The 23,735-nt window shown below is 64.9% G+C and carries 14 protein-coding genes; 7 read left to right on the top strand and 7 right to left on the bottom strand.

Features of this window, described 5'->3' with window-relative positions:
• Nucleotides 1–7 precede the first annotated feature (7 nt).
• From recD to recC, 3 genes are read right to left on the bottom strand one after another with little or no spacing between them, the layout of a single operon-like run.
• Nucleotides 8–1,918: an exodeoxyribonuclease V subunit alpha gene (recD, locus tag V6M87_RS12630; protein WP_332876987.1), complete on the bottom strand. Its 1,911-nt coding sequence runs from the start codon at nucleotides 1,916–1,918 to the stop codon at nucleotides 8–10.
• The gene (gene recB, locus V6M87_RS12625) at nucleotides 1,915–5,532 is read right to left on the bottom strand and encodes an exodeoxyribonuclease V subunit beta (RefSeq protein ID WP_332876986.1); all 3,618 of its coding nucleotides are present in this window, start codon (nucleotides 5,530–5,532) and stop codon (nucleotides 1,915–1,917) included. The genes recD and recB overlap by 4 nt, the downstream gene beginning before the upstream one ends.
• Entirely contained in the window at nucleotides 5,529–8,921 is a 3,393-nt protein-coding gene (recC, locus tag V6M87_RS12620; protein WP_332876985.1) for an exodeoxyribonuclease V subunit gamma, read from the bottom strand. The genes recB and recC overlap by 4 nt, the downstream gene beginning before the upstream one ends.
• Nucleotides 8,922–9,227: 306 nt before the next feature.
• On the opposite strand from recC, the gene V6M87_RS12615 reads away from it, so the two are divergent.
• From V6M87_RS12615 to V6M87_RS12605, 3 genes are all read left to right on the top strand, one after another.
• Nucleotides 9,228–9,434: a helix-turn-helix transcriptional regulator gene (locus V6M87_RS12615; RefSeq protein WP_332877125.1), complete on the top strand. Its 207-nt coding sequence runs from the start codon at nucleotides 9,228–9,230 to the stop codon at nucleotides 9,432–9,434.
• A 254-nt stretch (nucleotides 9,435–9,688) separates the two neighbouring features.
• On the top strand, nucleotides 9,689–14,575 hold the full coding sequence (locus tag V6M87_RS12610) for a response regulator (RefSeq protein WP_332876984.1): 4,887 nt from the start codon (nucleotides 9,689–9,691) through the stop codon (nucleotides 14,573–14,575).
• Between the two features lie 11 nt (nucleotides 14,576–14,586).
• The gene (locus tag V6M87_RS12605; RefSeq protein WP_332876983.1) at nucleotides 14,587–15,432 is read left to right on the top strand and encodes a CheR family methyltransferase; all 846 of its coding nucleotides are present in this window, start codon (nucleotides 14,587–14,589) and stop codon (nucleotides 15,430–15,432) included.
• A 244-nt stretch (nucleotides 15,433–15,676) separates the two neighbouring features.
• On the opposite strand, the gene V6M87_RS12600 is transcribed toward V6M87_RS12605, so the two are convergent.
• Both V6M87_RS12600 and V6M87_RS12595 read right to left on the bottom strand, forming a co-directional pair.
• Entirely contained in the window at nucleotides 15,677–16,075 is a 399-nt protein-coding gene (locus tag V6M87_RS12600) for an ASCH domain-containing protein (RefSeq protein ID WP_332876982.1), read from the bottom strand.
• On the bottom strand, nucleotides 16,072–16,695 hold the full coding sequence (locus V6M87_RS12595) for a glutathione S-transferase family protein (RefSeq protein ID WP_332876981.1): 624 nt from the start codon (nucleotides 16,693–16,695) through the stop codon (nucleotides 16,072–16,074). The genes V6M87_RS12600 and V6M87_RS12595 overlap by 4 nt, the downstream gene beginning before the upstream one ends.
• Before the next feature lie 125 nt (nucleotides 16,696–16,820).
• On the opposite strand from V6M87_RS12595, the gene V6M87_RS12590 reads away from it, so the two are divergent.
• Both V6M87_RS12590 and V6M87_RS12585 read left to right on the top strand, forming a co-directional pair.
• Nucleotides 16,821–19,466, top strand: coding sequence for a M1 family metallopeptidase (locus V6M87_RS12590; protein WP_332876980.1), 2,646 nt, complete (start codon nucleotides 16,821–16,823; stop codon nucleotides 19,464–19,466).
• Nucleotides 19,467–19,566: 100 nt separating this feature from the next.
• Nucleotides 19,567–20,187, top strand: a complete 621-nt coding sequence (locus V6M87_RS12585) for a phosphohydrolase (protein WP_332876979.1) — start codon at nucleotides 19,567–19,569, stop codon at nucleotides 20,185–20,187.
• A 300-nt stretch (nucleotides 20,188–20,487) separates the two neighbouring features.
• Here V6M87_RS12585 and V6M87_RS12580 read toward each other — a convergent pair whose 3' ends face one another.
• On the bottom strand, nucleotides 20,488–22,590 hold the full coding sequence (locus V6M87_RS12580; RefSeq protein ID WP_332876978.1) for an ATP-dependent helicase: 2,103 nt from the start codon (nucleotides 22,588–22,590) through the stop codon (nucleotides 20,488–20,490).
• Nucleotides 22,591–22,794: 204 nt separating this feature from the next.
• Between V6M87_RS12580 and V6M87_RS12575 the strand changes: the two genes are divergently transcribed.
• Nucleotides 22,795–22,935: a hypothetical protein gene (locus tag V6M87_RS12575; RefSeq protein WP_332876977.1), complete on the top strand. Its 141-nt coding sequence runs from the start codon at nucleotides 22,795–22,797 to the stop codon at nucleotides 22,933–22,935.
• Between the two features lie 169 nt (nucleotides 22,936–23,104).
• Here V6M87_RS12575 and V6M87_RS12570 read toward each other — a convergent pair whose 3' ends face one another.
• Complete coding sequence (locus tag V6M87_RS12570) at nucleotides 23,105–23,326, bottom strand: hypothetical protein (RefSeq protein ID WP_332876976.1); 222 nt, start codon at nucleotides 23,324–23,326, stop codon at nucleotides 23,105–23,107.
• A 206-nt stretch (nucleotides 23,327–23,532) separates the two neighbouring features.
• Here V6M87_RS12570 and V6M87_RS12565 point away from each other — a divergent pair, with 206 nt between their 5' ends.
• Nucleotides 23,533–23,709 (top strand): hypothetical protein, encoded by a 177-nt coding sequence (locus V6M87_RS12565; RefSeq protein WP_332876975.1) that lies wholly within the window; start codon nucleotides 23,533–23,535, stop codon nucleotides 23,707–23,709.
• The last annotated feature ends 26 nt before the right edge of the window (nucleotides 23,710–23,735 follow it).

Genomic DNA, 23,735 nt, shown 5'->3' with positions numbered 1-23,735 from the left:
TGGCGGTTCAATCCGCCAGCATCGCGCGCAGTCCGCTCGCCCTGTGCGTGCGCTGCGCGATTGCTTCAGACAGAACCTCTGCGCCGGGCGAGACCAGCGTAAATTGCGCGCTCGCCCGCGTGATCCCCGTGTAGACCAATTCCCGCGCCAGCATCGCAGCGCCCTCTTTCGGCAACGCCAGCACCGTGTGCGCAAACTCCGAGCCTTGCGATTTATGCACCGTCATCGCGTACGCCGTCTCCACGTTGCGCAGGCGCGTGGCCAGCACGCTGCGCACCTTGTCGCCTTCCAGGAAGTACACGCGCAGCGAACCCGGGCGCGCCGGATCAGGCAGCGTCAGCCCGATATCGCCATTGAAGACGCCGGTGCCGTAGTCGTTGCGGGTCACCATCACTGGCCTGCCCACATACCACTCGCCGTCGCGGCGCAGCAAGCGCGCGGCCACCAGGCGCTGCTCGATGGCCGTGTTCAGGCCATCCACACCCCACTCGCCATCGCGCACGGCGCACAACACGCGAAACGCCTCGAAGCTGCGCAGGACCGCGCGCACCCAGTCGTCGTGCGAAGCGCCGGAGCCCGCCGCCAGCAGCGCGAGATAGGGCTGGTAGCCGGTCAGCGCCAGCTGCACCAGCTGCTGCTGCTGGGCGTGCTCGATCCAGCGTACCTCGGGCGCGCCGCTGCGCAGCAGCGCGTGCGTCGCCTCGACGTTCCCCGCATTGACTGCCAGCGCCAACTGGCCGATCGGGCCACCGAAGCGGCGGCTGTGGCGCAGCATGACGGTTTGCTGCGCCAGCGCGCCGCCCGCGCCCGCGAACGAGGCCGGAATCGTCTCGCCGGCCGCTTGCAAGGCATACGCCAGCGTGGCCGCGCTGTAGGCGCCGGCTTCGGCATCGTGGCACAAGTCGCCCAGCACGGCGCCCGCTTCCACCGACGCCAGCTGGTCCTTGTCGCCCAGCAGGATCAATGTGGCCGTGGGCGGCAAGGCGTCCAGCAGTGCCGCCATCATCTCGAGGTGCACCATCGACGCTTCATCGACAATCAGCACATCCACATCGAGCGGGTTGCCCTTGTGGTGGGCGAAGCTGCGCGTGTCGGGACGCGCGCCCAATAAACTGTGCAAGGTGCGCGCGGCGCCGATGCGCTTGGTCAGTTCGCGCAGCGGCAGCTCGCCGGCTACCCGGTCGGCCAGGTCGCCCAGCGCCTTGTCGATCGACTGTTTCAGGCGCGCCGCCGCCTTGCCGGTGGGCGCGGCCAGGGCGATGCGCAGCTGCGCTGCATCCGGCGCGGTGGCGAACAGCAGCGCCAGCAGGCGCGCCACGGTATAGGTCTTGCCGGTGCCCGGGCCGCCCGTGATGATGGCGACGGCGCCGCGCAGGGCGACCGCGCAGGCGACTTTCTGCCAGTCCGGTGGCACACCCTGCGGCGCGCCGAACAGTTTGTTCAGCCAGCCGTGCACGGCGGCCACGTCGAGTTCGCGCACGCCCTGCGCGCGCGTGCGGATGGCCTGCGCCACGAGCGTCTCGTCGCGCCAGTAGCGGCGCAGGTACAGGCGCTCGCCGTCAAGTACCAGCGGCTGATCGAAATCGAGTTCGCCCACCTGCCACACCTGCTCGCACGACGCCAGCAACGTGTGCCACGCGCGCGCGGTTTTCGGCAGCGGCGTGGCGGCATGGGCGAGGTCGCGCCACTGCTGCTCGGTCCAGCCGAGCAGCGTCGCCGGGTCGCGCGCCAGGTCGGGCAACAGCAGGCAACTGTGGCCGCGCCCTTCCAGTTCGGACAGCAGCACGCACGCGAGCAGCGCGGGCAACGGTGCATGGCCCAGCGTGGCAATGAAGCGCGCGAAGACGGACGACAGGCGGCGCAACTGGCCATCCTCGGTCAGGCGCGTGGTTTCGTCCCACAGATCCTGTTCGGTCATGCCGCCTCCCCGTCCAGCAGGCCGTCGAGGCCATCGAGCAGGGCCCGATCCGGCGCCAGGTAATAGCAGCCATGCGTGGCGGGATTGGCGACGCCGCGCAGGAAGAAGAACACGGCGCCGCCCAGTTGCGCGGCCGGGTCGTAGTCGGCGCCGAGGCGACTGCGCAGCAAGCGATGCAGCGCAAGCATGTAGATCGCGCCCTGGATGTCGTAGCGGTGCGCCGCCATCGCCGCGCCCATCGCGCCGTGCGTGTAGGCGCCGTCGCCGGCACCGAGCGCATTCGATTTGTAGTCCAGCACCCAGTACTTCCCTTCATGTTCGAACACAAGATCGGCGAAACCTTTCAGCATGCCGTGCAGGCTGCGCGGCGGGAGTACGGGGCGCGGTATGCCGCCCAGCAGGTGCGCGCAGCACAGGCGGTCCAGCGCACCGACGTCGAGCCGCTCGGTGGGAAACCAGAATTCCATTTCCGGCAGCAGCTGGTCGATGTCCGTCAGCGCGGCGTCGATGTGCGCCAGCCGGGTGGTGGCCAGCGCGCGCAGCCATGCCAGCGCATCGTCCAGGCGATGGCCCCAGCCGGCGCGCACGATGCGCTGGGCCAGCCGCGTTTCGGTGGCGGGGTCGAGGATGCAATCAAAGCCCTCACCCGCCAGCCACTCGAGCTGGTCGTGCAGGAAGTTGCCGGGCACGGAGCCGCGCGGGAAGCGGTGCCACGGCGCGTCCTCGGTCTTGCCGGACAGCTGTTGCGGGTCTTCTTCGCGCGTGGTCTCTTCCTGCGCGCGCATCGGCGGCGCGCTGGCATGGCGGGCAATCGAGGTGAACGAGCCCACCGACCAGTCGCGTTCAAACTGGCCCTCGAAGCGCGCCGCGTCGTTCAGGTCGGCGCGCTGCTCAACGCGGCTGAGCATGGTGCAGCCGTCCGGCGCCGGCAAATCGTGCAGCGCAATCGCGTCGAGTCCGTCGCGCAGGCGCTCCCAGTGTGCGCGCATGTCGGCCGCTGCGATTGCCGTGCCGCCGGTGAGCAGGTAGCCCAGGGCGGAATGGTGCAAACGGTTTTCACCCTTTTTGCCGCTGGCCACGGCCGCCACGCCCAGCCACAGAAAATGGGCCGCGCGCGTGAGCGCCACGTACAGCAGGCGCAGGTCTTCCTCGATGCGGGCCTGGTCGACAGCGTCGCGCGCCACGTCCGTCAGGGCCAGGTCGATGTGGCGCTCGCCGTCGTCGTCGAGGTAGTCGAAAAAGATTTTTCCGCGTTTATCGGTCTTGCGCGCGGTGACGGCAAACGGCAGATACACCAGCGGGTATTCCAGCCCTTTCGATTTGTGCACGGTGACCACTTTCACCAGTTCGGCGTCGCTCTCCAGGCGCAGCACACGCTCGTCACCGCCCTCGCCGACACCCGCCACCTGCTCGGCAAACCAGCGGATCAGCGCCTGCTCGCCATCGAGTTCGCGGCTGGCCGTTTGCAGCAGTTCGGCCAGGTGCAGCAAATTGGTCAGGCGCCGCTCGCCACCCGCTTCGAGCAGCAGGCGGGCCGGCAATTTCAGTTCGTGGATCAGGCGGCGCAGCATGGCCAGCACGCCCTGGCGCTGCCACGTCAGGTGCAAGGCTTTCAGTTGTTCGACGATGGTTTCCCAGACCATTTCGTCGGACGACAGGCGCGCCAGTTCGGCCAGCGCCAGGCCGGCCGTGCGGGTGGCAAAGGCGGCCCGCGCGAGCGCGCCGTCGAGCGGGTTAGCCACCGCGTGCAGCCAGCGCAGCACGTCGGCCGCCTCATCGCTGTCGACCACCGAATCCTGGTCCGACAGGTACACGCTCGGCACCCGGCGCACTGCCAGGGCGGAGCGGATGGCCGCGGCCTCGCGCCGGTCGCGCACCAGGATGGCGATATCGGCCGGCACCAGGCGCTTGAATGTTGTACCGTCGGAGAAACCGACCCGCTCATCGTTGAGCAGCCCGACGATGTGCTCGGCGCAGTGGTGCGCGAAGAAGCTGCGGTAGTCGTCCGCTTTCATGTCGTCGCGGTCGGTCGCGGCGATTGCCAGCGCCTGGTAGGGACCGTCGACGCCGACCAGCTGCGCCGACTTGCCCTGCGCCGCCACTTCGGTGAACGGCAGCGGATTGAGGTCGCCTTTCTTGAAGCGGAAGGCAGCGCTGGCGTAACCGTTTTCCGCATGCATGAACAGGCGATTCACGGCCTGCACCAGCGCGGTCGTGGAACGGTAATTGGTGCCGAGCTGATAGTGGCGTCCGGTGGTGGCCGTGCGCGCGGCCAGGTAGCTGTTGATGTCGGCGCCGCGAAAGCCGTAGATCGATTGCTTCGGGTCGCCGATCAAAAACAGGCCGTGGCCCGGATCGTTGGCGCCGACCTCGTACAGCAGGTTGAAGATCTGGTACTGATCGGGCGAGGTGTCCTGGAATTCGTCGACCATCGCAATCGGATACTGGGTGGCGATGCGCGCGCGCAGGGCGGCGCCGTTGGCGCCTAACAAGGCAAATTTCAAGCGATTGAGCATATCGGCAAACCCGAACTGGTGCTTGCCGGCCTTGAGTGCCGCGATGCGCGCGCTGATCTGCACCGTGGCGTGGCGCACCAGTGCGTGCGCCAGCGGCTCGATTTGCGCCAGCGCCGCCTGCAAGCCGTCGGTATGTTCGAAGTATGCGGGAACGACGGCCGTAAAACCTTTTGCAAATGTGTCTTCCAGGCCGTCGGGTGTGAGTCTTTTCCAGGCGTTTTCAGGCAGGTCCGGCATGTGCAGCGCCGGGTCAAGCGCCCAGGCGCGCAGCGCGTCGAACCATTTGACGAGCGAATAAGCGCGCAGCTTGTTCCCGTTGAAGCACTTTGGATTGATGCCACGCTGGCCGGCGATCCACTGCTCCATGGCGTTGGCGCGTTCGAGCCAGCCGTCTTTCAGGCGGGTCAGCTCGGCGAGCTGGCTGCGCTGGACCCGGTAGATCAGCGCGGCCAGCGATTCGTCCGGCGCGACATCGAACCGTTCGACATGGCGCAACAGTGTGCGCACGCCGTCTTTCAGGACCTCGACATCGTTCCAGCACGCGAGCAACACGTCGAGCGCCGCGCGGTTCAGTGGATAGACTTGCTGGCGCCAGTAATCGTGGGCCGCGTCTTCGAACAGGCTGCGTTCGTCGCTGACCAGTTCTTCGTCGAACAGGCTGCCGGAATCGAAGGCGTGCTCGCGCAGCATGCGCTGGCACCAGGCGTCGATGGTGAAAATGGCCGCCTCGTCCATCGTTTCCGCCGCCAGTTGCAAACGGTGCGCGGCAGCGCTGCGGGCCTGCGGGTCGGTGTAACTGTCGGCCAGGTCCTGCAGGTAGGGGTCGTTGGACCCGCTCTCGGCGCGGAAGAAGGCAGCGGCCTGCACCAGCCGTTCGCGCACGCGGTTCGACAGCTCGCGCGTGGCCGCGCGCGTGAACGTCATGACCAGGATTTCGGACGGCAGCAACGGGCGCGCAAAGGCGTTCTCGGCGCCGTGGCCGAGCACCAGGCGCAGGTACAGCGCGGCGATGGTCCAGGTTTTGCCGGTACCGGCCGACGCTTCGATCAGGCGCGAGCCGAACAGAGGGAAAGTGCGGGCGTCGAGGTGCTGGCTCATGCTGCTTCCTCCAGCGGCGTCGCAACCACGAAATGTGCCATCCACTGCGCCAGAGGACCATAGCTTGCCTCGACCGTGGCGTCCCAGTTGCCTGCGCCCACCAGCGCCGCAAAGGTTGGCCACAGGCGCGCCAGGCACGGATCGGCCACTTCGCCGTCGATCTCATAGCCGCCGTCGTAGACTGTGCGCGGATCGCCCTGTGCAAGTTGGGCAAGTGCGGTTTTACAGGCGACGGCGAGGGGGGCGTCGAGGTTGGCGCGCCAGGCGCCGACCACCTGCTCCAGCGCCGCCTTCGCCATGGCCGGTTCGAGCGGGGCCATCGTCACGATCGCGTCGCGCGCCACCAGGAAGCCCTGTATGGGCGATCCGGCAGCCGCGGCGGCCAGTTGGCGCAGGAACGGCGCGATCAGCTTGTCGCCGCGCGGATTGCCCTCGCGGTCGAGTACTTTCGACGAGATCTGCGCCAGGCAGGCCACGCCGCCCGGCCCCTGGCGCACGTGGTCGATCCAGTCGTCCAGCTGCAGCGGCCCCACGGACAGGCTCAGCGCCAGCTTCGGCGCCGCCTGCGGAAAGCGCGCCACCAGCGTCAGCCAGGCTTGGCGCACCGGCACCAGCGCTTCGACCAGCTGGTGCTGCCACTGCTGGCCGATCAGGCCAATCGGCAGCGCGCCTTCGCGGCCCAGTTTTTCCGCGCGTGCGTGCAGCGTCGCGCGCACGTCATCGAGCGCCTCGGGCGTACCGGCATCGTCGAGCAGCGCGTCTTCCAGCTGGTAGCGCTCGAGCGCATTGATGGAAAATTTTTCCTCGTCGTCGCCGAGCGTATCCGGTTCTTCGAACGCGACACCCAGGCGGCGCCGGAAAAAGTAGCGCGCTGGCTGGCGCAGGAAACTGGCCAGCTCGTTCAGTTTCAGGCGGAAGTCCGGCTCCAGTTCGTAGGGCGGCAACACCTCGGCCACCGCTTGCGTCGCGCCGGCGTGGGCGGCACGCCATTCACCGGCGTAGGTCAGCAGGCCGCCCGCTTCGAAATAAATCCGGCTGAACGGCTGCAGCGCGTGTTCGGTCGTGCGTTGTGCGAGATCGAGGTCCCAGCCGGCGGCGAGATAGTCGCGCAGCTGCGAGACCAGCACCGACGCCGGCTGCTCGCTGTTGTCGCGCACATTGCGCCCGGTCCAGCTGACATACAGCCTGGCGCGCGCGGCCAGCAAGGCCTCGAGCATCAGGTAGCGGTCGTCGTCGCGGCGCGAACGGTCGCCCGGACGCGCCATGCCGGGCAGCGCCAGCAAATCAAAATCGGCTTTCGGCGCGCGGCGCGGGAAGTCGCCATCGTTCATGCCCAGCAGGCAGACCACCTTGAACGGCACCGCGCGCATCGGCATCAGGGTGCAGAAGGTCACGCCGCCGGAGACAAACTGGTGGTTCAGGGTCGGCTCGTCCAAGCCGCCCAGCCACGCTTCGCGCAGCACCGCCAGCGGCACCTTTTCGGTAAAATCGGCCGCCTCGCAAATCTCCAGCCAGGATTGAAGCGCCTCGGTCAACTGCGCCAGCGTGATGCGGTCTTCTTCCTCGTCAGCTTTGAACATTGCCGCCAGCAGCAGCCGCGCCTGCTCTCCCCATTCGGCCGGCGTGCGCTCGACGGCCAGCGCGGCGCGCCAGTGCAGCAGCGCCTCGACCAGCTGCGCCAGCGACCCCGCCAGCGCGGCATCGAGCCCGCCTACTTCAGCGTAGGGCTCGATGTCGCGGAAGTTCGCCCCCAGGCCGCTCGCGTAACCGAGCAGCATCCGGCGCACCCCGAAGATCCAGGCATTCTGTTCGCCGGCCGACCCGAGGCCCAGGCCGGCGCGGTGCGATTGATCGAGACCCCAGCGCACGCCGGCGCCGTCGATCCAGCGGCCCAGCGTGGGCAGGTCGTCCAGCGCAAGGCCGAAGCGCGCGGCCACGGCCGGCACGTCGAGCAGGTCGCGCACTTCGCTCTGGCGGCAGCGCTGCTGCGGCAGGCGCAACAGCCACTCCAGGGCCACCAGCAGCGGGTTGACGCTGCGGTCCTTGACGTCGCCGATCTCGAACGGAATGAAGCGGGCGTCATGCCGGCGGTGCTGGTCGAACACGGCGTGGATGGCGGCCGAAAAGGTATCGATGTCCGGCACCATAACAACGATGTCGCGCGGGCGCAGGTCCGGATCCTGGCCGAACCACGACAGCAGCTGGTCATGCAGCACCTCGACTTCGCGCTGGGTGCTGTGGGCGACGTGGAATTCGATGGAGCGGTCAAGCGGATCGGGCGCCACGTGCGGGTGATCGGCCAGCGGCAGCAGATCGCGTACGGCCGCCTGCACCTGCGACAGCAGCGTGTCACCTTCTTCGCTGGAAAACAAATCGATGCGCAGGCTGGTGACACCATCGGCCTCGGTATGGCTGGCGGCGGCCGCGTCGAATTCGTCGAGCATGCGGATGAAGTCGCGCCCTTGCCGGCCCCAGCTGGCCAGCAGCGGATGGCTGTGCGCGTGCAGGTCTTCGATCGGCATCTCGGAGAGGCTGGCGCCGTTCCTCGGCTGCTGGCGCCGGTGCACGGCTTTTAACAGCTCGCGGCCCTCGATGATGTCGCCCCAATAAAACTGGCAGGGATTCGGCACGGCCATCACCACCTGCGTGTAGCGCGCCAGCGCGGCCACCGCCTGCAAGGTCTGGTAGGGCAAGGCGGACATCCCGAACAGCACCACGCGGCGCGGCAAGCGGGCCTTGGGCGCGTCGCCACGCGCGACGGCGTCGAGGAACAGCTGGTGGATGCCAGCCCGGCTGGAAAAGCGTTTTTCGTCGGGCAGGCTGGCGTTCACCTCGCGCCAGAGCTGGGCCTGCCAGCACTGGTCCAGCGCCAGTTTCACCGGCTCGCCGCCGGGCCGGCGCAGGATGTTCTGGCCCGCCGCCCAGTCGAGCAGCCAGTCGGCGCGGTACACCTGGTACTGATCGAACAGGTCGGCCAGCCGCTCGGCCAGTTGCAGCCGGCGCTCCGGGCAGCCATCGCCCAGAAAATGGCGCAGCGGCGCGAACGTGTCCTGCGCCAGCAAGGCGGGCAGCATGCGCATCAGGCGCCACGTCAGTGGTCCCTTGTCGAACGGGGAGCGGGGCGGCACATGCTCGCGCCCCAGCATGCTGCGATAGGCTTGCCACAGGAAACGCGCGGGCAGCGCGACCTGGGTGGCGGCGCACACTGTCAACTCTTCGGCCAGCGCGATTTTCAGCCACTCGGCCACGCCATTCGATTGCACCAGGATGGTTTCCTGCTCCAGGGCCCCAAGCGGATGGCGGCCGAGCCAGTCGAACACGGCGGCGCGCAACAGTTCCATCTGGTTACCATGCAAAATCAGCAGGCCGGGCGTGACGGGAGATGGCATCGAAAGGGACAGTGGTGTGGGCGCCACAGCATACTATTTTTACCGCCAAAACGGTAGGGCCAACCCTTGTAGCCCGGGAAACCGAATGTTACATTTAACTAGCCAAAAAGTTACCGCTTGCCTTTTACCATCAATGTATGAAAATATGCAGAATGGGCGATTAAACAAGCTCGTATAGTTGACAGGTGCGCCGGCCACAGGCCGGTGGAATACTGTCTTTTCCACTAGTTCTTCAGGGAATAAATAATGCCAAACGATCTCAGCAGTGACATGTATGTCCAGGGCGCGAGTACCTCCAGTCACAGTATGCTTCATTCAGTCGCGCCATCTTTTGACTTGAAGGCTTTTCGCGTCCGCAAGCGCGAGAGCCAGGAAAAATTCTGGAGCCGGTTTGGTGTAACCCAGTCGAGCGGGAGCCGCTTCGAAACCGGCATGCTGATCCCGACGCCGGTGGCGATCCTGGTCAAGCTCTACGTCAAGGGAACGCTCAGCGACAGCGACCTGCTCGAATAATCCCGCGATCAAGGGGCGCAGCCTGCTGCGCCCCCTTCTTTTTTCCACTCTCCCCGCCTCCCGCCACCGCACCGAATCGTGCGTCTCAGCAAGATCTTTTCAGTTAATCTTCCGGTCTGATCGCGCCCGCGCTTCACGCCGCCGACTTGACTTGATTGTGGACAAGTGTATCGTTTCACACGACCCCGTTTTACCTTGGCTGTGACCGCGTGTCAGCGCCGGCGCACGCCCCTGCCCCCCAAAGGACCGATGCCATGAATACGATGACCGATATGCCCGACCAGCTCGACGCCAAGCTGCTGCTGGCGACGCTGATGGCGCTGAAAAAAGGCGACTTTTCGGCGCGCATGCCGTCCGACTGGACCGGCGTACCCGGCAAAATCGCCGATACCCTCAACGAGATCATCGAGACCAAGGAAAAAATGGTCACCGCGATCACCGACGTGTCGCGCGTGGTTGGCCGTGAAGGCCGCCTGACCCAGCGCGCGTCGGTGCCGGGCGTGGTGGGCGGCTGGGCCACCATCTTCAGCGCGGTGAACACCCTGATCGACGACCTGGTGCGCCCGACCACGGAGATGGCGCGCGTCATCGGCGCGGTGGCGAAGGGCGACCTGTCGCAAACCATGGCGCTCGAAGTCGACGGCCATCCTTTGAAAGGCCAGTACCTGCGCGCGGCCACCACCGCCAACACCATGGTCGAACAGCTGTCCTCGTTTTCGTCGGAAGTCACGCGCGTGGCGCGCGAGGTCGGCACCGAGGGCAAACTGGGCGGCCAGGCGCAGGTGAAAGGCGTGGCCGGCACCTGGAAGGATTTGACCGACTCGGTCAACTCGATGGCGGGCAACCTGACCTCGCAGGTGCGTAACATCGCCGAAGTGACCACTGCCGTGGCGAATGGCGACCTGTCCAAGAAAATCACGGTCGACGTGCGCGGCGAGATCCTCCAGTTGAAGGACACCATCAACGTGATGGTCGATCAGCTGCGCTCCTTCGCCTCCGAGGTGACGCGCGTGGCGCGCGAAGTGGGCACCGAAGGCAAGCTCGGTGGCCAGGCATACGTACCAGGCGTGGGCGGCACGTGGAAGGATTTGACTGATAACGTGAACTTCATGGCGTCGAACCTGACCGGCCAGGTGCGCAACATCGCCACCGTGACCACCGCGGTGGCCAACGGCGACCTGTCGAAAAAGATCACGGTGGACGTGAAGGGCGAGATTCTCGAATTGAAAAACACCATCAACGTGATGGTCGACCAGTTGTCGTCGTTTTCGTCGGAAGTGACGCGCGTGGCGCGCGAGGTCGGCACCGAGGGCAAACTGGGCGGCCAGGCCCAGGTGAAAGGCGTGGCCGGCACCTGGAAAGATTTGACCGACTCGGTCAACTCGATGGCGGGCAACCTGACCGGCCAGGTGCGCAACATCGCCGACGTCACCACCGCGGTGGCGAACGGCGACCTGTCCAAGAAAATCACGGTCGACGTGAAGGGCGAGATCCTGGAACTGAAAAACACCATCAACGTGATGGTCGACCAATTGAACTCGTTTGCCTCGGAAGTGACGCGCGTGGCGCGCGAGGTGGGCACCGAAGGCAAGCTCGGTGGTCAGGCCAACGTGCCCGGCGTCGCAGGTACCTGGAAAGATTTAACGGACGGCGTGAACTCGATGGCCGGCAACCTCACCGGCCAGGTGCGCAACATCGCCGACGTCACCACGGCGGTGGCCAACGGCGACCTGTCGAAAAAGATCACGGTCGACGTGAAGGGCGAGATTCTCGAGCTGAAAAACACCATCAACGTGATGGTCGACCAGTTGTCGTCGTTCGCGTCGGAAGTGACGCGGGTGGCGCGCGAGGTTGGCACCGAGGGCAAGCTCGGTGGCCAGGCCTACGTGCCGGGCGTGGGCGGCACCTGGAAGGATTTGACGGATAACGTCAACTTCATGGCGTCGAATTTGACGGGCCAGGTGCGTAACATCGCGGCGGTGACCACCGCCGTGGCGCGCGGCGACCTGTCGAAAAAGATCACGGTCGACGTCAAGGGCGAGATCCTGGAACTGAAGGACACCATCAACGTGATGGTCGACCAGCTGTCGTCGTTCGCGTCGGAAGTGACGCGGGTGGCGCGCGAGGTCGGCACCGAGGGCAAGCTCGGTGGCCAGGCCAACGTGTCCGGCGTGGCCGGCACCTGGAAGGATTTGACGGAGAACGTGAATCAGCTGGCCGCCAATCTTACCAACCAGATGCGCGCGATCGGTGAAGTGGCCACCGCCGTGACGCGCGGCGACTTGTCGCGGTCCATCCAGGTGGAGGCGCGCGGCGAAGTGTCCTACCTGAAGGACAACATCAACGAGATGATCCGCAACCTGAAGGAAACAACGCAGAAGAATGCGCAGCAGGACTGGCTGAAAACCAACCTCGCGCGCTTCACCCGCCTGCTGCAGGGCCAGCGCGACTTGCAGGCGGTAACCCGGCTGATTCTCTCCGAACTGGCGCCGCTGGTGTCAGCCCACCATGGCGTGTTCTACATGATGGACTCGCAGGACGACGAAGCGCGCCTGCGCATGATCGCCAGCTACGGCTACCGTTCCAGCCGCAAGCTGCCTACCTCGTTCCTGCCCGGCGAAGGCCTGGTGGGCCAGTGCGCGCTCGAAAAAAACCGCATCTGGCTGACCGACGTGCCGCGCGATTACATCGCCGTCTCGTCCGGCCTCGGTTCGGCACCGCCGACCAATATCGTGGTGCTGCCGATCCTGTTCGAGCAGCAAGTGAAAGCCGTGATTGAAATCGCCTCGCTCGATCGCTTCACCGAAACCCACCTCTCCTTCCTCGACCAGCTGATGGAATCGATCGGCGTCGTGCTCAACACCATCGAGGCGAACAGCCGCACCGAGTCGCTCCTGACGCAATCGCAATCGCTGGCGCAGGAACTGCAGCAAACCAACCAGGAGCTGGCCGAAAAAGCGCGCCTGCTGTCCGAGCAGAACATCGAGGTGGAACGCAAGAACCGCGAAGTGGAGCAGGCAAAATTAGCGCTGGAAGAAAAGGCGACCCAGCTGGCCCTGTCGTCCAAATACAAGTCCGAGTTTTTGGCGAACATGTCGCACGAACTGCGCACGCCCTTGAATTCGCTGCTGATCCTGGCGCAGCAGCTTTCCGATAACCCGGAAGGCAATTTGTCCGGCAAGCAGGTGGAGTTTGCAAAGACCATCCACGGCTCCGGCTCCGACCTGCTCACGCTGATCAACGATATTCTCGACCTGTCCAAAATCGAGTCCGGCACCGTCACGCTGGACGTGTCGGAATACCGCTTCTCGAACCTGCGCAACTACGTCGACCGCACCTTCCGCCACATGGCCGAAGCCAAGCACCTGGGCTTCACGGTGGATCTGTCGGAGAACCTGCCGACCGCCGTCATGACCGACACCACGCGCCTGCAGCAGGTGCTGAAAAACCTGCTGTCGAACGCGTTCAAATTCACCAGCCATGGCCAGGTGGCCCTGACGATCAGCCTGGTCACCAGCGGCTGGTCGAGCGACCACCCGAATCTGCTGCATGCGGACGCGGTGCTGGCCTTCTCTGTCAACGATACCGGCGTCGGCATCCCGGGCGACAAGCTGCAACTGATTTTCGAAGCATTCCAGCAGGCCGACGGCTCAACCGCGCGCAAGTACGGCGGCACCGGCCTGGGCCTGTCGATTTCGCGCGAACTGGCGCGTTTGCTGGGCGGCGAAATCCGCGTCGAGTCGGTCGTCAACAGCGGCTCCACCTTCACCCTGTTCCTGCCCTACAACCGGGCCGGTTTCGTGAACTATGAACAGGCGCGCCAGCCGCAGCCGGCGCGCCTGGCGCCGCCCATGCCGGTGCAGGTGCAATATGCGCAGGCGCCCTCTGCGCCGGAATCGTTCGATGCGGGCGGCCCCGGCATGGTTGAATACGGATCGATGTTGGACGACCGCAGCCTGGCCACACCAGGCGACCCGTCGGTGCTGATCGTCGAGGACGACGAGCGGTTTGCGCAAGTGCTGCTCGAATTCGCGCGCGAGAAAAACTTCAAGGCGATCGTCACTCACCGCGGCGACTCGGCCTTGTCGCTGGCGCGCGATTACCTGCCGTCGGCGATTTTGCTCGATATCGACCTGCCCGACATCGACGGTTTCACGGTACTCGATCGCCTGAAACGCGACCCGAGCACGCGCCATATCCCGGTGCACGTCATGTCCAGCCTGCGCGAGCGCGAACGCGCGCTGCGCCAGGGTGCGATTTCCTACATCAACAAGCCGGTCGACCAGGAAGCGCTGGAAGAAAACTTCACCCGCATCCAGAAATTCCTGTTGAAAGGCAAACGCAGCCTGCTGATCGTGGACGATGAAGCGGCCCAGCGCGACGCCATCGTGGCCCTGATCGGCGACGCCGACCTGCGCATCGTCGCGGTCGAAGACGGCAAATCGGCCCTGGCCGCGTTGCAGCAGGGCCATTTCGATTGCATGGTGCTGGACCTGACCCTGCCCGACATTTCCGGTTTCGACCTGCTCGACCAGATCGGCAAGGAGCCAGCCTTGCGCGACCTGCCGATCGTGATCTACACGGCGCAGGAACTGAGCAAGAAAGAAGTCACCAAACTCAAACGCTACGCGAAAACCATCGTCATCAAGGATGCCCGTTCGCCCGAGCGCCTGCTCGACGAGACAGCCCTGTTCCTGCACCGCTCACATGCATCGCTGCCGGAACTGCAGCGCAAGATGCTCGAGGAGATCCACGTCCTCGACGGCGGCCTGGCGGGCCGCAAAGTGCTGATCGTCGACGACGATTTGCGCAACATCTTCGCGCTGTCGTCGCTGCTCGAGCGCCAGCAGATGCAGGTGTCATTCGCCGAAAACGGCCGCGACGGCATCGAGGTACTTGAAAAGGATCCCGGCATCGAGATCGTCCTGATGGACATCATGATGCCGGAGATGGATGGCTACGACACCATGCGCGCGATCCGGCGCATCCCCAAATTCAAGTCGCTGCCGATCATCACCCTGACCGCAAAGGCGATGAAGGGCGACCGCGACAAGTGCATCGCCGCCGGCGCGTCGGACTACATCACCAAACCGGTCGACGTGGCGCAGTTGTTGTCGCTGATGCGGGTTTGGCTGAACTGATGGCGGCATTGATGCACGCACCCGCGGAGCAGGCCAATATCGCCGCGCTGGAAACGGCGTTGTTGCTGGAAGCCGTGTTCCAGCGCTTCGGGCACGACTACCGCGCCCACGACCAGGCGACGATCGCGCGCAAGCTGCGCGTGCTGATGGAAGCGCGCGCGCTGGGCACCGTGTCGGCGCTGCAGGAACAGGTGCTGCACAGCGACGGGGTAGCGCAGCAGCTGCTGCGCGCGCTCGCGGTCGAACCCGAGGGGCCGTTCGACGACCCCGCCTTCGTGCGCGAACTGCGCAGCGTGCTGGCGGCCAGCCTGCATGCCTCGCCCCTTCCCAAAATCTGGCTGGCCGAATGCGGGGCTGCCACGGAAGCGTGGGCGCTGGCCATCGTGCTGGCCGAGCAGCAGCTCGATGCGCGCGCCGAGATCTATGCCACCGTCGCCGACGAAGCACGGCTGCTGGAAATGCGCGAGGCGACCGTGCCGGAGCACGCGGTGGTGCAGTGGCACCACCTGTACCGGCAAGGTGGCGGCAGCGGCAACCTGGCGGAATTTTTCGAGTTCGCCGATGGCCGCGCGCGCCTGCGCGCCCAGCTGCGCGCCCAGCTGCGCGCGCGCATCGTCTGGTTTCACTACAGCCTGGTGACGGATGCGTCGTTCAATGAATTCCAGGCCATCGTCTGCAGCAGCATCCTGCCCACCCTCGGCCCTGCCATGCGCCAGCGCGCACTGGGCCTGTTCCACGACAGCCTGGCGCGCTTCGGCGTGCTGGCGATCGACGGCCAGCTGCTGCCTGGCGACGCGCATGCCCACTGCTACCAGGCCATCGGGGCCCAGCGGAACTGGTACAAGCGGGTGGCGTGACGACTTCACTCCGCCGCGCCTTGAACGCTTCGAGCGCGAAGCCAACGACGTGGAACAGGCACACCGCTTTGCGTTCATCCCACGTTTCCAGGCCGGCCCGGAGCATCCCAAACTGGATCGCCAGCGCGGCGACGAGCAGCAGGTCGTAGCGTGGCACGCCAAGGATACTAGGTTGAGCTGGTTGCTGGCCGCGATGCTGGCACAGAAGCGCTGAGCAATCAATGCGTTTCGCGCGGCGTGCCATTCAAGAGAGGATGACTTCCAGCAAAGTGAAATGCAGGGCGATGAATTCGACATCGTCATGCAGGTCCAGGTGCGGCAGGCAGTCGATGTGGCAGCGCTGGAACGCTGCGGCACTGGCGAACGTTTCACCCCGCCAGACCGCCTCCGGAATAGCGCCGAACCGGATGCGTTCGACTATCGTCGCCTTGATGATGCAGCGCAGGCGCTGCTGCAAATCGTAGACGGCGATTTGGTCGCCCGCGGCGTAGCTGCCGTCGCCGTACTGGCCGTATGGCTGGTAGTATGCGTCGACCGTGTCGGCCGTCACCGTCTTGTGCCCGGCGATGACGCTGCGCACCAGGCTGTCGTCGTGTTCGTCGGCGCCCCAGAACGTCAGGCGTTTGCGCAGATCGGCGCTCACGTCCTGCCGGCAGTCGGACGCTCGGCGATCCGGTCGCGCCAGGCCTGCAAATGCGGCATGCCTTCCGCACCCGGACGAAACTTCATCAGCCCGCGCCCGAACTCGAGGCCGCAGTAGGCCGTGATGTCAGCCACCGTGAAACGCTCGCCGGCAATGAACGGCTGCTGCGCCAGTTGCGCGTCGAGCCAGCGCGCGGTCTCGCGCATCTTGTCTGCCTGCGCTGCGCCATACTCGGGAAACTGCGGCTGCTCCAGCGCGGCCAGGCCCGGGTGGGTGTGACGCACCCAGTTGGCAACGCCGAGCAGCAGGTGCAACTCGATGCGGCGGTCGGCCATTTCGATGAAGGCGCGCTCCTCGAAATCGACGCCCATCAGATTCGGTTCCGGATACAGCCCCTCCAGGTAGGTGCAGATGGCGCGCGTTTCGGACAGCACGCGACCGTCGTCGAGTTCGAGCGCCGGCACGCGCCCCATCGGGTTCTTGGCCAGGTAGGCTGCACTGCGGTGCTCGCCAGTGTTCAGGTCGATCATGACCGGCTCGATGCCGGTGATGCCTTTTTCGGCGATGAACATGGTGACACGGCGTGGATTCGGTGCAAAGGTGCTGATGTAGAGCTTCATGGTGTCTCCTCCCGGCCTGGTTTTATTGGTAAACATGATATCCCGTTTCGCCGCTTGGACCGGCATTTGACACGCACGCGCGCAGCCCGTAGATTGGGCGGGTTTGCCTCACTCGAAAGATCGCCATGCAACGCCGCCTGATCGCCACCGCCGTCCTCGCCCTCGCCGCTGCCTGCGCCCTGCCCGTCCACGCGGCGCCCCGGCCAGTCGCGCCCATGGTCACCACCCAGCTGCCGCGCAGCGCCGTGCCGCGCCATTACGAGGTCGTGATCGCCCCCGATGCCGTCGCCGGCACCTTCGCCGGCAAGGTGACGATCACGCTCGATATCATTGCGCCGACCGACGCGATCACGCTCAATGCCGCCGACCTGGCGTTCACGCGCGCGACGCTGGCAGCGGCCGGCGGCAAGGCGCAGGACGCCCGCACCAGCGTCGACGCCGCGGCGCAAACCGCAAGCTTCACGTTCGCCCGCAGACTGGCGCCAGGCCGCTACAAGCTGGCTCTCGACTACACCGGCGTGATCGGCACGCAGGCCGCCGGCCTGTTCTCGCTCGACTACGCGACCAAGGACGGCAAAAAGCGGGCGCTGTACACGCAGTTCGAAAACTCCGACGCGCGCCGCATGATTCCGTCCTGGGACGAGCCGTTCTACAAGGCCACGTTCGCGTTGTCGGCCGACGTGCCCGCAAGCGATGCGGCGGTCAGCAACATGCCGATCGTGCGCCGGACGCTGCTGTCGGACGGGCGCACGCGCGTGGTGTTCGCGCAATCGCCGAAGATGTCGACCTACCTGCTGTTTTTTGGCCTGGGCGATTTCGAGCGCGTCACAAAAATGGCGGAAGGGACGGAGCTGGGCGTGGTCACGCGCCGCGGCGGCACCGGCCAGGCCGCGTTTGTGCTGAACGAATCGGCCGCCATCCTGAAGGAATACAACGATTACTTTGGCGTGCGCTACCCGCTGCCGAAACTGGACAACGTCGCCGCGCCCGGACGCAGCCAGTTCTTCGGCGCGATGGAAAACTGGGGTGCGATTTTCACGTTCGAATACGCGATGCTGCTCGACCCCGCCATCTCGACCCAGCAAGACCGCCAGGAAGCCTTTGCCACCGTGGCGCACGAAATGGCGCACCAGTGGTTCGGCGACCTGGTCACCATGGCGTGGTGGGACGACCTGTGGCTCAACGAGGGTTTCGCGTCGTGGATGGAAAACCGCATGATGACGCGCCTGCACCCGGAATGGAATACCGCCCTGAACGTGGTCTCGGTGCACGACCGCGCCATGCTGCGCGACGCGATGGTCACCACCCATCCGGTGGTTCAGCGTATCGATACGGTCGAACAGGCCAGCCAGGCCTTCGACGATATCACTTACCAGAAGGGCGAGTCGGTGATCCGCATGCTCGAAAACTACGTCGGTGAAACCGCCTGGCGCGACGGCGTGCGCGCCTACATGCGCAAGCATAAATACGGCAATACCGTCTCCGATGACCTGTGGGCGAGCATCGAAAAGGCCGCCGGCAAACCGGTCAAGGGCATCGCCCACGACTTTACGCTGCAACCGGGGGTGCCGCTGGTGCGCGTAGGTGCGCCCGTCTGCACCAACGGCGAGAGCGTGGTGTTGCTGACGCAGGGCGAATACAGCCGCGACCAGCCAAGCCGCAAACCCTTGACCTGGCAGGTGCCGGTGGTGGCGCAGACGCTGGGCAGCGCCAAACAGGCCCGCACCGTCGTCACCAAAGGCCAGGCCACGCTCAGCGTGCCCGGTTGTGGCGCGCTGGTGGTCAACGCCGGCCAGAACGGCTACTACCGCACGCTGTATTCACCGCAGGCCTTCGATGCGCTGTCGGTGCAATTCGGCGCCCTCGCGCCGGTCGATCAACTCGGTCTGCTGTCGGACAGCTGGGCGCTCGGCCTGGCCGGCCTGGCGCCGATCGACAACCTGCTCGACCTGGCCGCCGGCACGCCGGAGCGCGCCGACCCGCAAGTGCTGGCCAAACTGACCGACGTCTTCATGCAAATTCACGCGCTGTATGGCACGGACAGCCCGCGCCGCCAGCGCTTCGACAACTACGCCATCGCGCGCCTGGCGCCGGTGCTGGCGCGCATCGGCTGGGATGCCGACAGTGGCGAAGCGCAAACCGTGGCCTCGCTGCGCGCCGACCTGATCGAAGCGCTCGGCGCCTTCCAGCATGCGCCCACCCTGGGTGAAGCGCAGCGCCGTTACCTCGCGCTGCAGCGCGAACCGGGCTCGGTGCCGGCCGCCTTGCGCCAGCCGGTACTGGCGGTGGTCGCACGCAATAACGATGTCGCCGGCTGGGCCGCCCTGCGCGCCGCCGCCAAAGCCGAAAAAACGCCGATGGTGAAGGATCAGCTGTACATGCTGCTGGCATCGGTCGAGGACAAGGGCTTGTCGGAGCGTGCGCTGGAACTGGCGCTGACCGACGAGCCGGGCGCCACCAACAGCGCCGCGATGGTGCGGCAGGTAGCGCAACATGCGCCGGAACTGGCCTTCGATTTCGCGCTGGCCAATATCGCCAAGATGAACACGCGCATCGACGAAAGTTCGCGCTCGCGCTTTTTCCCGTCGCTGGCGACGTCGTCGGGCGATCCGGCCATGGTAGCGAAGGTGCAGCAGTACGCAGCAGCCAACCTGACCGAAGGTTCGCGCGGCGATGCGCAGACGGCGGTGGCGGAGATCAAGGACCGGATCAAGGTACGCCAGGAGCGCTTGCCGGAGATCGACGGGTGGCTGGCGCGGCACGCGCGGTAAGGACACGCTGGCCCCCGCTCGGCCAGGCGCGAATCAATCAACCGCTTGGAAAGGCCGGCGCTGTGTAAAATTGCCACATGACCCACATCGATTCCCCCGCATGAGCCAGGACGTCCGCGCCTGGGTCCGCATGCCTTCAGGCAAGCGCCTCGACTTGCTCAACCCGACCCCGTTCGACTGGGACGATGCCGACCTGGCGCTGGGCCTGGCGCGCACCTACCGCTGGGGCGGCCACTCCGCCTGGCCGCTGCCGTTGTCGGTCGCGCAGCATTCGATCAGCGTCATGTTGCTGCGCCGCGCCGCGGCCAAAGCGCCGCTGGCGCCGCTGGTGGAATTGCGCGAACTGCTGCACGACGCCGAAGAAGGCTTGCTCGGCTTCGATGCGCTGTCCGTCATCAAACCTTTCCTCGGCGACGGCTTCCGCGACCTGACCGCACGCCTGGAACAAGCCGTGTTCCTGCGCTATGCCCTGCCATCGTGGACCACGCGCGAACATGCGCTGCACAAGAAGGCCGACCGCCAGGCTGCCGCCAGCGAAGCGGTGCACGTGGCCGGCTGGTCGCGCGAGGAAGTGCGCAGAACCCTGAAAATCACGGCCCCCATCGTCGCCGAGGACCCGCTGGTGCCATTGTATGGCGGTACTGCGTGGGAACCGTGGACGCCGGGCGTGGCCGCCGAGCGCTTTCTGGCACAGCTGAATCGCCTCAGCAAAGCCGCCTGAACAGCAATATAGTGATCGTAAGTATCTGATTTCACGGACATTCCTAGTCTATCCACAGCATTTGTGGATAACTATGTGGATAAACCCCTCTTGACAAGCCGCCAAGGCAGACAGAATGCGGGTTTCAACACATTGCCCGTTCCAGAGGCAAATATTTACCTCAATAAAATCAATGACTTGGCGAGCACATGTTTGAACTTCCATCAGCGGTGAGGAAAATTCCTACAATTTCGTGACATGGGGGATAAGTCGGCAAAAAGCATCCATCTGCCGACATGTTACTTGTCGCCCCCGATCAACTTATTTCCAGGCATTGCGGGCCCGGTCGCGCACCAGCATGCGAACGCTGTCGGGCATCGGCTTGCGGCTGTGCGCCGTCTCGGCGTTGACCCAAACACATTCCTCGAAATGCTTCAGCATGGCCGGCGTGACGAAACGCGTTCGGGCTGCGTACACGTGGCGGTCGCCCATCTGGGCCTGCTGTTTGATGAAAAACCGGTTCGGCACGACCAGGTGCAAGTGTTCTTTGGCGCGCGTCATGGCCACATATAACAGGCGCCGCTCTTCTTCGATGTCGTCGGCGTGGCCGGTGGCCATATCGGAGGGAATGCAGCCGTCGACGACATTGAGCACGTGCACCGACTTCCACTCCTGCCCCTTGGACGAGTGAATGGTCGACAGGATCAGATAATCTTCGTCCAGCAACGGCGGGCCGGCCCGGTCGCTGGTCGCCTCGGGCGGGTCGAGCGTGATTTCAGCGAGGAAGGTTTCGCGCGAGCCATGGCCGCCAGCCAGTTGTACCAATTGTTCGATGTCGGCGATGCGCACCTGCGCGTCGTCGTGCATGCGTTCCAGGTGCGGCACATACCAGCTTTTGACCAGTTCGATATCGGCCGGCCAGCGCAGGCCCGGCGCCCGCAAGGCGCGGTACAGCGCCACGAAGGCCTGCCAGTCGGCCAGGCTTTTGGTGGGTGCGGTGAAGGCGGCCAGCGCCGCCACCGGCTCGGCACTCTGCCCGACCGCGTCCAGCAGGCGGCTTGCCGTGGCCGGACCGATGCCGGGAATCAGCTGTGCAACGCGAAAGCCAGCCAGGCGGCCGGCCGGATTCTGGGCGAAGCGCAGCACCGCCAGCACATCCTTGATATGCGATGCCTCGAGGAATTTCAGTCCGCCGAATTTGACGAACGGGATATTTCGGCGCATCAGCTCCAGCTCCAGCGCGGCACTGTGGCTGGCTGCCCGGAACAGCACCGCCTGCGACTTCAGGGTCATGCCGGCTTCGCGGTGTTCGAGGATGCGATTGCAGACCCAGCGCGCCTGTTCGGCTTCGTCGGGAATCAACACCAGCTGGGGCAAGGCATTCGATACCTTGTCGGTCCACAGGGTTTTGGCATGACGTTCGCGCGCGCCGGCAATCACCGCATTCGAGGCGTCCAGTATCGGTTGCGTAGAGCGGTAATTGCGGTCCAGCGTGATCTGGCACGCCGGCTGGCTGAACTGCCTGGGAAAATCGAGGATGTTGCGCACCGTGGCGCCGCGGAACGAGTAAATCGACTGGGCATCGTCGCCGACCACCATCACGCCCTGCCCGGTCGGCTTCATACCAATCAGGATGGCGGCCTGCAATTTATTCGTGTCCTGGTATTCGTCGACCAGCACATGGTCGAACAGATTGCCGAGCTCGGGCCCCAGTTCGGGATCGGATGCCATGTCAGACCAGAACAGCAGCAGGTCGTCGTAGTCGAGCACGTTCTGTTCCGCCTTGGCATCGACATACGCGCCAAACAGGGTTTTGAGTTGCGCCTCCCACTCGCTGCACCATGGGAAGGTACTCTGCAACACCAGGTCCAGGGGCTGCTGGCTGTTGACGACGCGTGAATAGATCGCGAGGCAGGTGCCTTTCAATGGAAACCGTTTTTCGGTCTGCGTCAGGCCAATGTCGTGGCGCACCATGCCCATCAAATCTTCCGAGTCGCCGCGGTCGTGGATGGTGAAGGCTTCGTCGAGCCCGATGCGCCCGGCGTACTCGCGCAACAGGCGCGCACCGATGCTATGGAAGGTGCCGGCCCACGGCAGGGTAATGGGCGCCTGCGCGCTGGAGCGGCCGAGGATGCGGTGCAACACATTCCCGGCACGTTGCGTCATTTCATTGGCAGCGCGGCGCGAAAAGGTCAGCAGCAACATGCGCTGGGGATCGGCGCCGTGCGTGATCAGGCGCGCCACGCGGTGTGCCAGCGTGTTGGTCTTGCCGGAACCGGCGCCGGCAATGACCAGCAGCGGTCGCGCCGCGCCGGGTGCGCAGTCAATATCGTGCTCGACGGCAGCGCGCTGCTCGGCGTTCAGGCCGGCGAACGGATCATCGCTGGTGGAAGGAAGGGCAATATCGGGCACAACGGCAGGCATGGCACACTTTGGACGGTGGAGACGAACAACTGTACATTTATCCAGTTGCGAACCGCAAGCTTAATTTGTATCGCCGGCGAAAGGACCACGGCAAGACGCCGGCGCGCCATCACATTCATGGCGAACTCGACTTGATATTGCTCAAGCTAAGTGCCGGTATTTAAAGGACTTTTTGAAATATCCACAGACCGTGTGGATAACTTTGTGGATAAAACCACCCTTGACAGCCCCAAACGCTGGCCTCAGGCGGGTTTCAACAAGATGCCCGTTGTGCAGGCAAAACACGAATCCTTTAAAATCAATGACTTGCAATCTGCCGAACCAAACCGAAAGAATTCTTTTTAAACTTTCCAAGTTAAAATTTCTGTGCATAACAAGACCTTCTGAACGCCGGGAAGTTCCTGAAATGATGTATTTTTTACACTGATATACAGGACCGTGTGGCAACGAACCGTCGAGCACTTCGCAGCGCGACGCCGTGACGCTGCCAGGGGCTGCGCGGCCGCCAGCAGACTCACATATCGTTGCTGCGGCGCCGCTCCGGCTCGAGCAAAACGCGCGCGATCACCTTGGCACCAACGTCACGCGACTTCAGGAATTCGACCGCACTCATGGTATTGCTCGATTGTTGCATCGAAATCCCGCGTTCGACGATGCTGCGCTGGGTTTCGTCATGGCGTGCTTCGGCATGGCCACTCCCGACGAAAACATGGGGATGCAGTTGTGGTTCGATCATTGCAGTTCCTCTCAGTAAAACACTGGGGTGCGTACGCGATGTTCAGGGAGTATCGATCAAGTCGGCGGGAAGTCAATGGCAAGATTCCATCGAAACGTGCAGTTGGCACGATTCACCCAACCCACTGTAACGCAAGCGGCGCGCCATGAGGCGCGCGCCTGACATAAAATTCTTTCCTTACCCACTCTCAAAAATACACAATTACCATGAGTAATTTTCCTGACCCCAAATTGAATCCCGGCGACGAAGCCGAACCCGGTACGCCAGGTGCTGCCGAAGACATCTGCGATGGCTGTTCCGGCAGCGGCAAACTGGCCGACGGCAGCGACTGCCCGGAATGCGGCGGCAGCGGGCGCGTGATGCGCGGCATCGGCGGGGGCTGAGCGCGCTGCTGCATGGACAAGGGCGA

The sequence above is a fragment of the Massilia sp. S19_KUP03_FR1 genome, from assembly GCF_036688685.1.
In the GTDB taxonomy this organism is placed as follows: domain Bacteria; phylum Pseudomonadota; class Gammaproteobacteria; order Burkholderiales; family Burkholderiaceae_D; genus JALYUM01.
This window is presented reverse-complemented; position numbering and strand designations above follow the sequence as displayed.

Coding starts and splice junctions, on each gene's coding strand:
- recD (WP_332876987.1), bottom strand. CDS start 1,918: ATGACCGAACAGGATCTGTGGGACGAAACCACGCGCCTGACCGAGGAT.
- recB (WP_332876986.1), bottom strand. CDS start 5,532: ATGAGCCAGCACCTCGACGCCCGCACTTTCCCTCTGTTCGGCTCGCGC.
- recC (WP_332876985.1), bottom strand. CDS start 8,921: ATGCCATCTCCCGTCACGCCCGGCCTGCTGATTTTGCATGGTAACCAG.
- V6M87_RS12615 (WP_332877125.1), top strand. CDS start 9,228: ATGCTTCATTCAGTCGCGCCATCTTTTGACTTGAAGGCTTTTCGCGTC.
- V6M87_RS12610 (WP_332876984.1), top strand. CDS start 9,689: ATGAATACGATGACCGATATGCCCGACCAGCTCGACGCCAAGCTGCTG.
- V6M87_RS12605 (WP_332876983.1), top strand. CDS start 14,587: ATGCACGCACCCGCGGAGCAGGCCAATATCGCCGCGCTGGAAACGGCG.
- V6M87_RS12595 (WP_332876981.1), bottom strand. CDS start 16,695: ATGAAGCTCTACATCAGCACCTTTGCACCGAATCCACGCCGTGTCACC.
- V6M87_RS12590 (WP_332876980.1), top strand. CDS start 16,821: ATGCAACGCCGCCTGATCGCCACCGCCGTCCTCGCCCTCGCCGCTGCC.
- V6M87_RS12585 (WP_332876979.1), top strand. CDS start 19,567: ATGAGCCAGGACGTCCGCGCCTGGGTCCGCATGCCTTCAGGCAAGCGC.
- V6M87_RS12580 (WP_332876978.1), bottom strand. CDS start 22,590: ATGCCTGCCGTTGTGCCCGATATTGCCCTTCCTTCCACCAGCGATGAT.
- V6M87_RS12570 (WP_332876976.1), bottom strand. CDS start 23,326: ATGATCGAACCACAACTGCATCCCCATGTTTTCGTCGGGAGTGGCCAT.
- V6M87_RS12565 (WP_332876975.1), top strand. CDS start 23,533: ATGAGTAATTTTCCTGACCCCAAATTGAATCCCGGCGACGAAGCCGAA.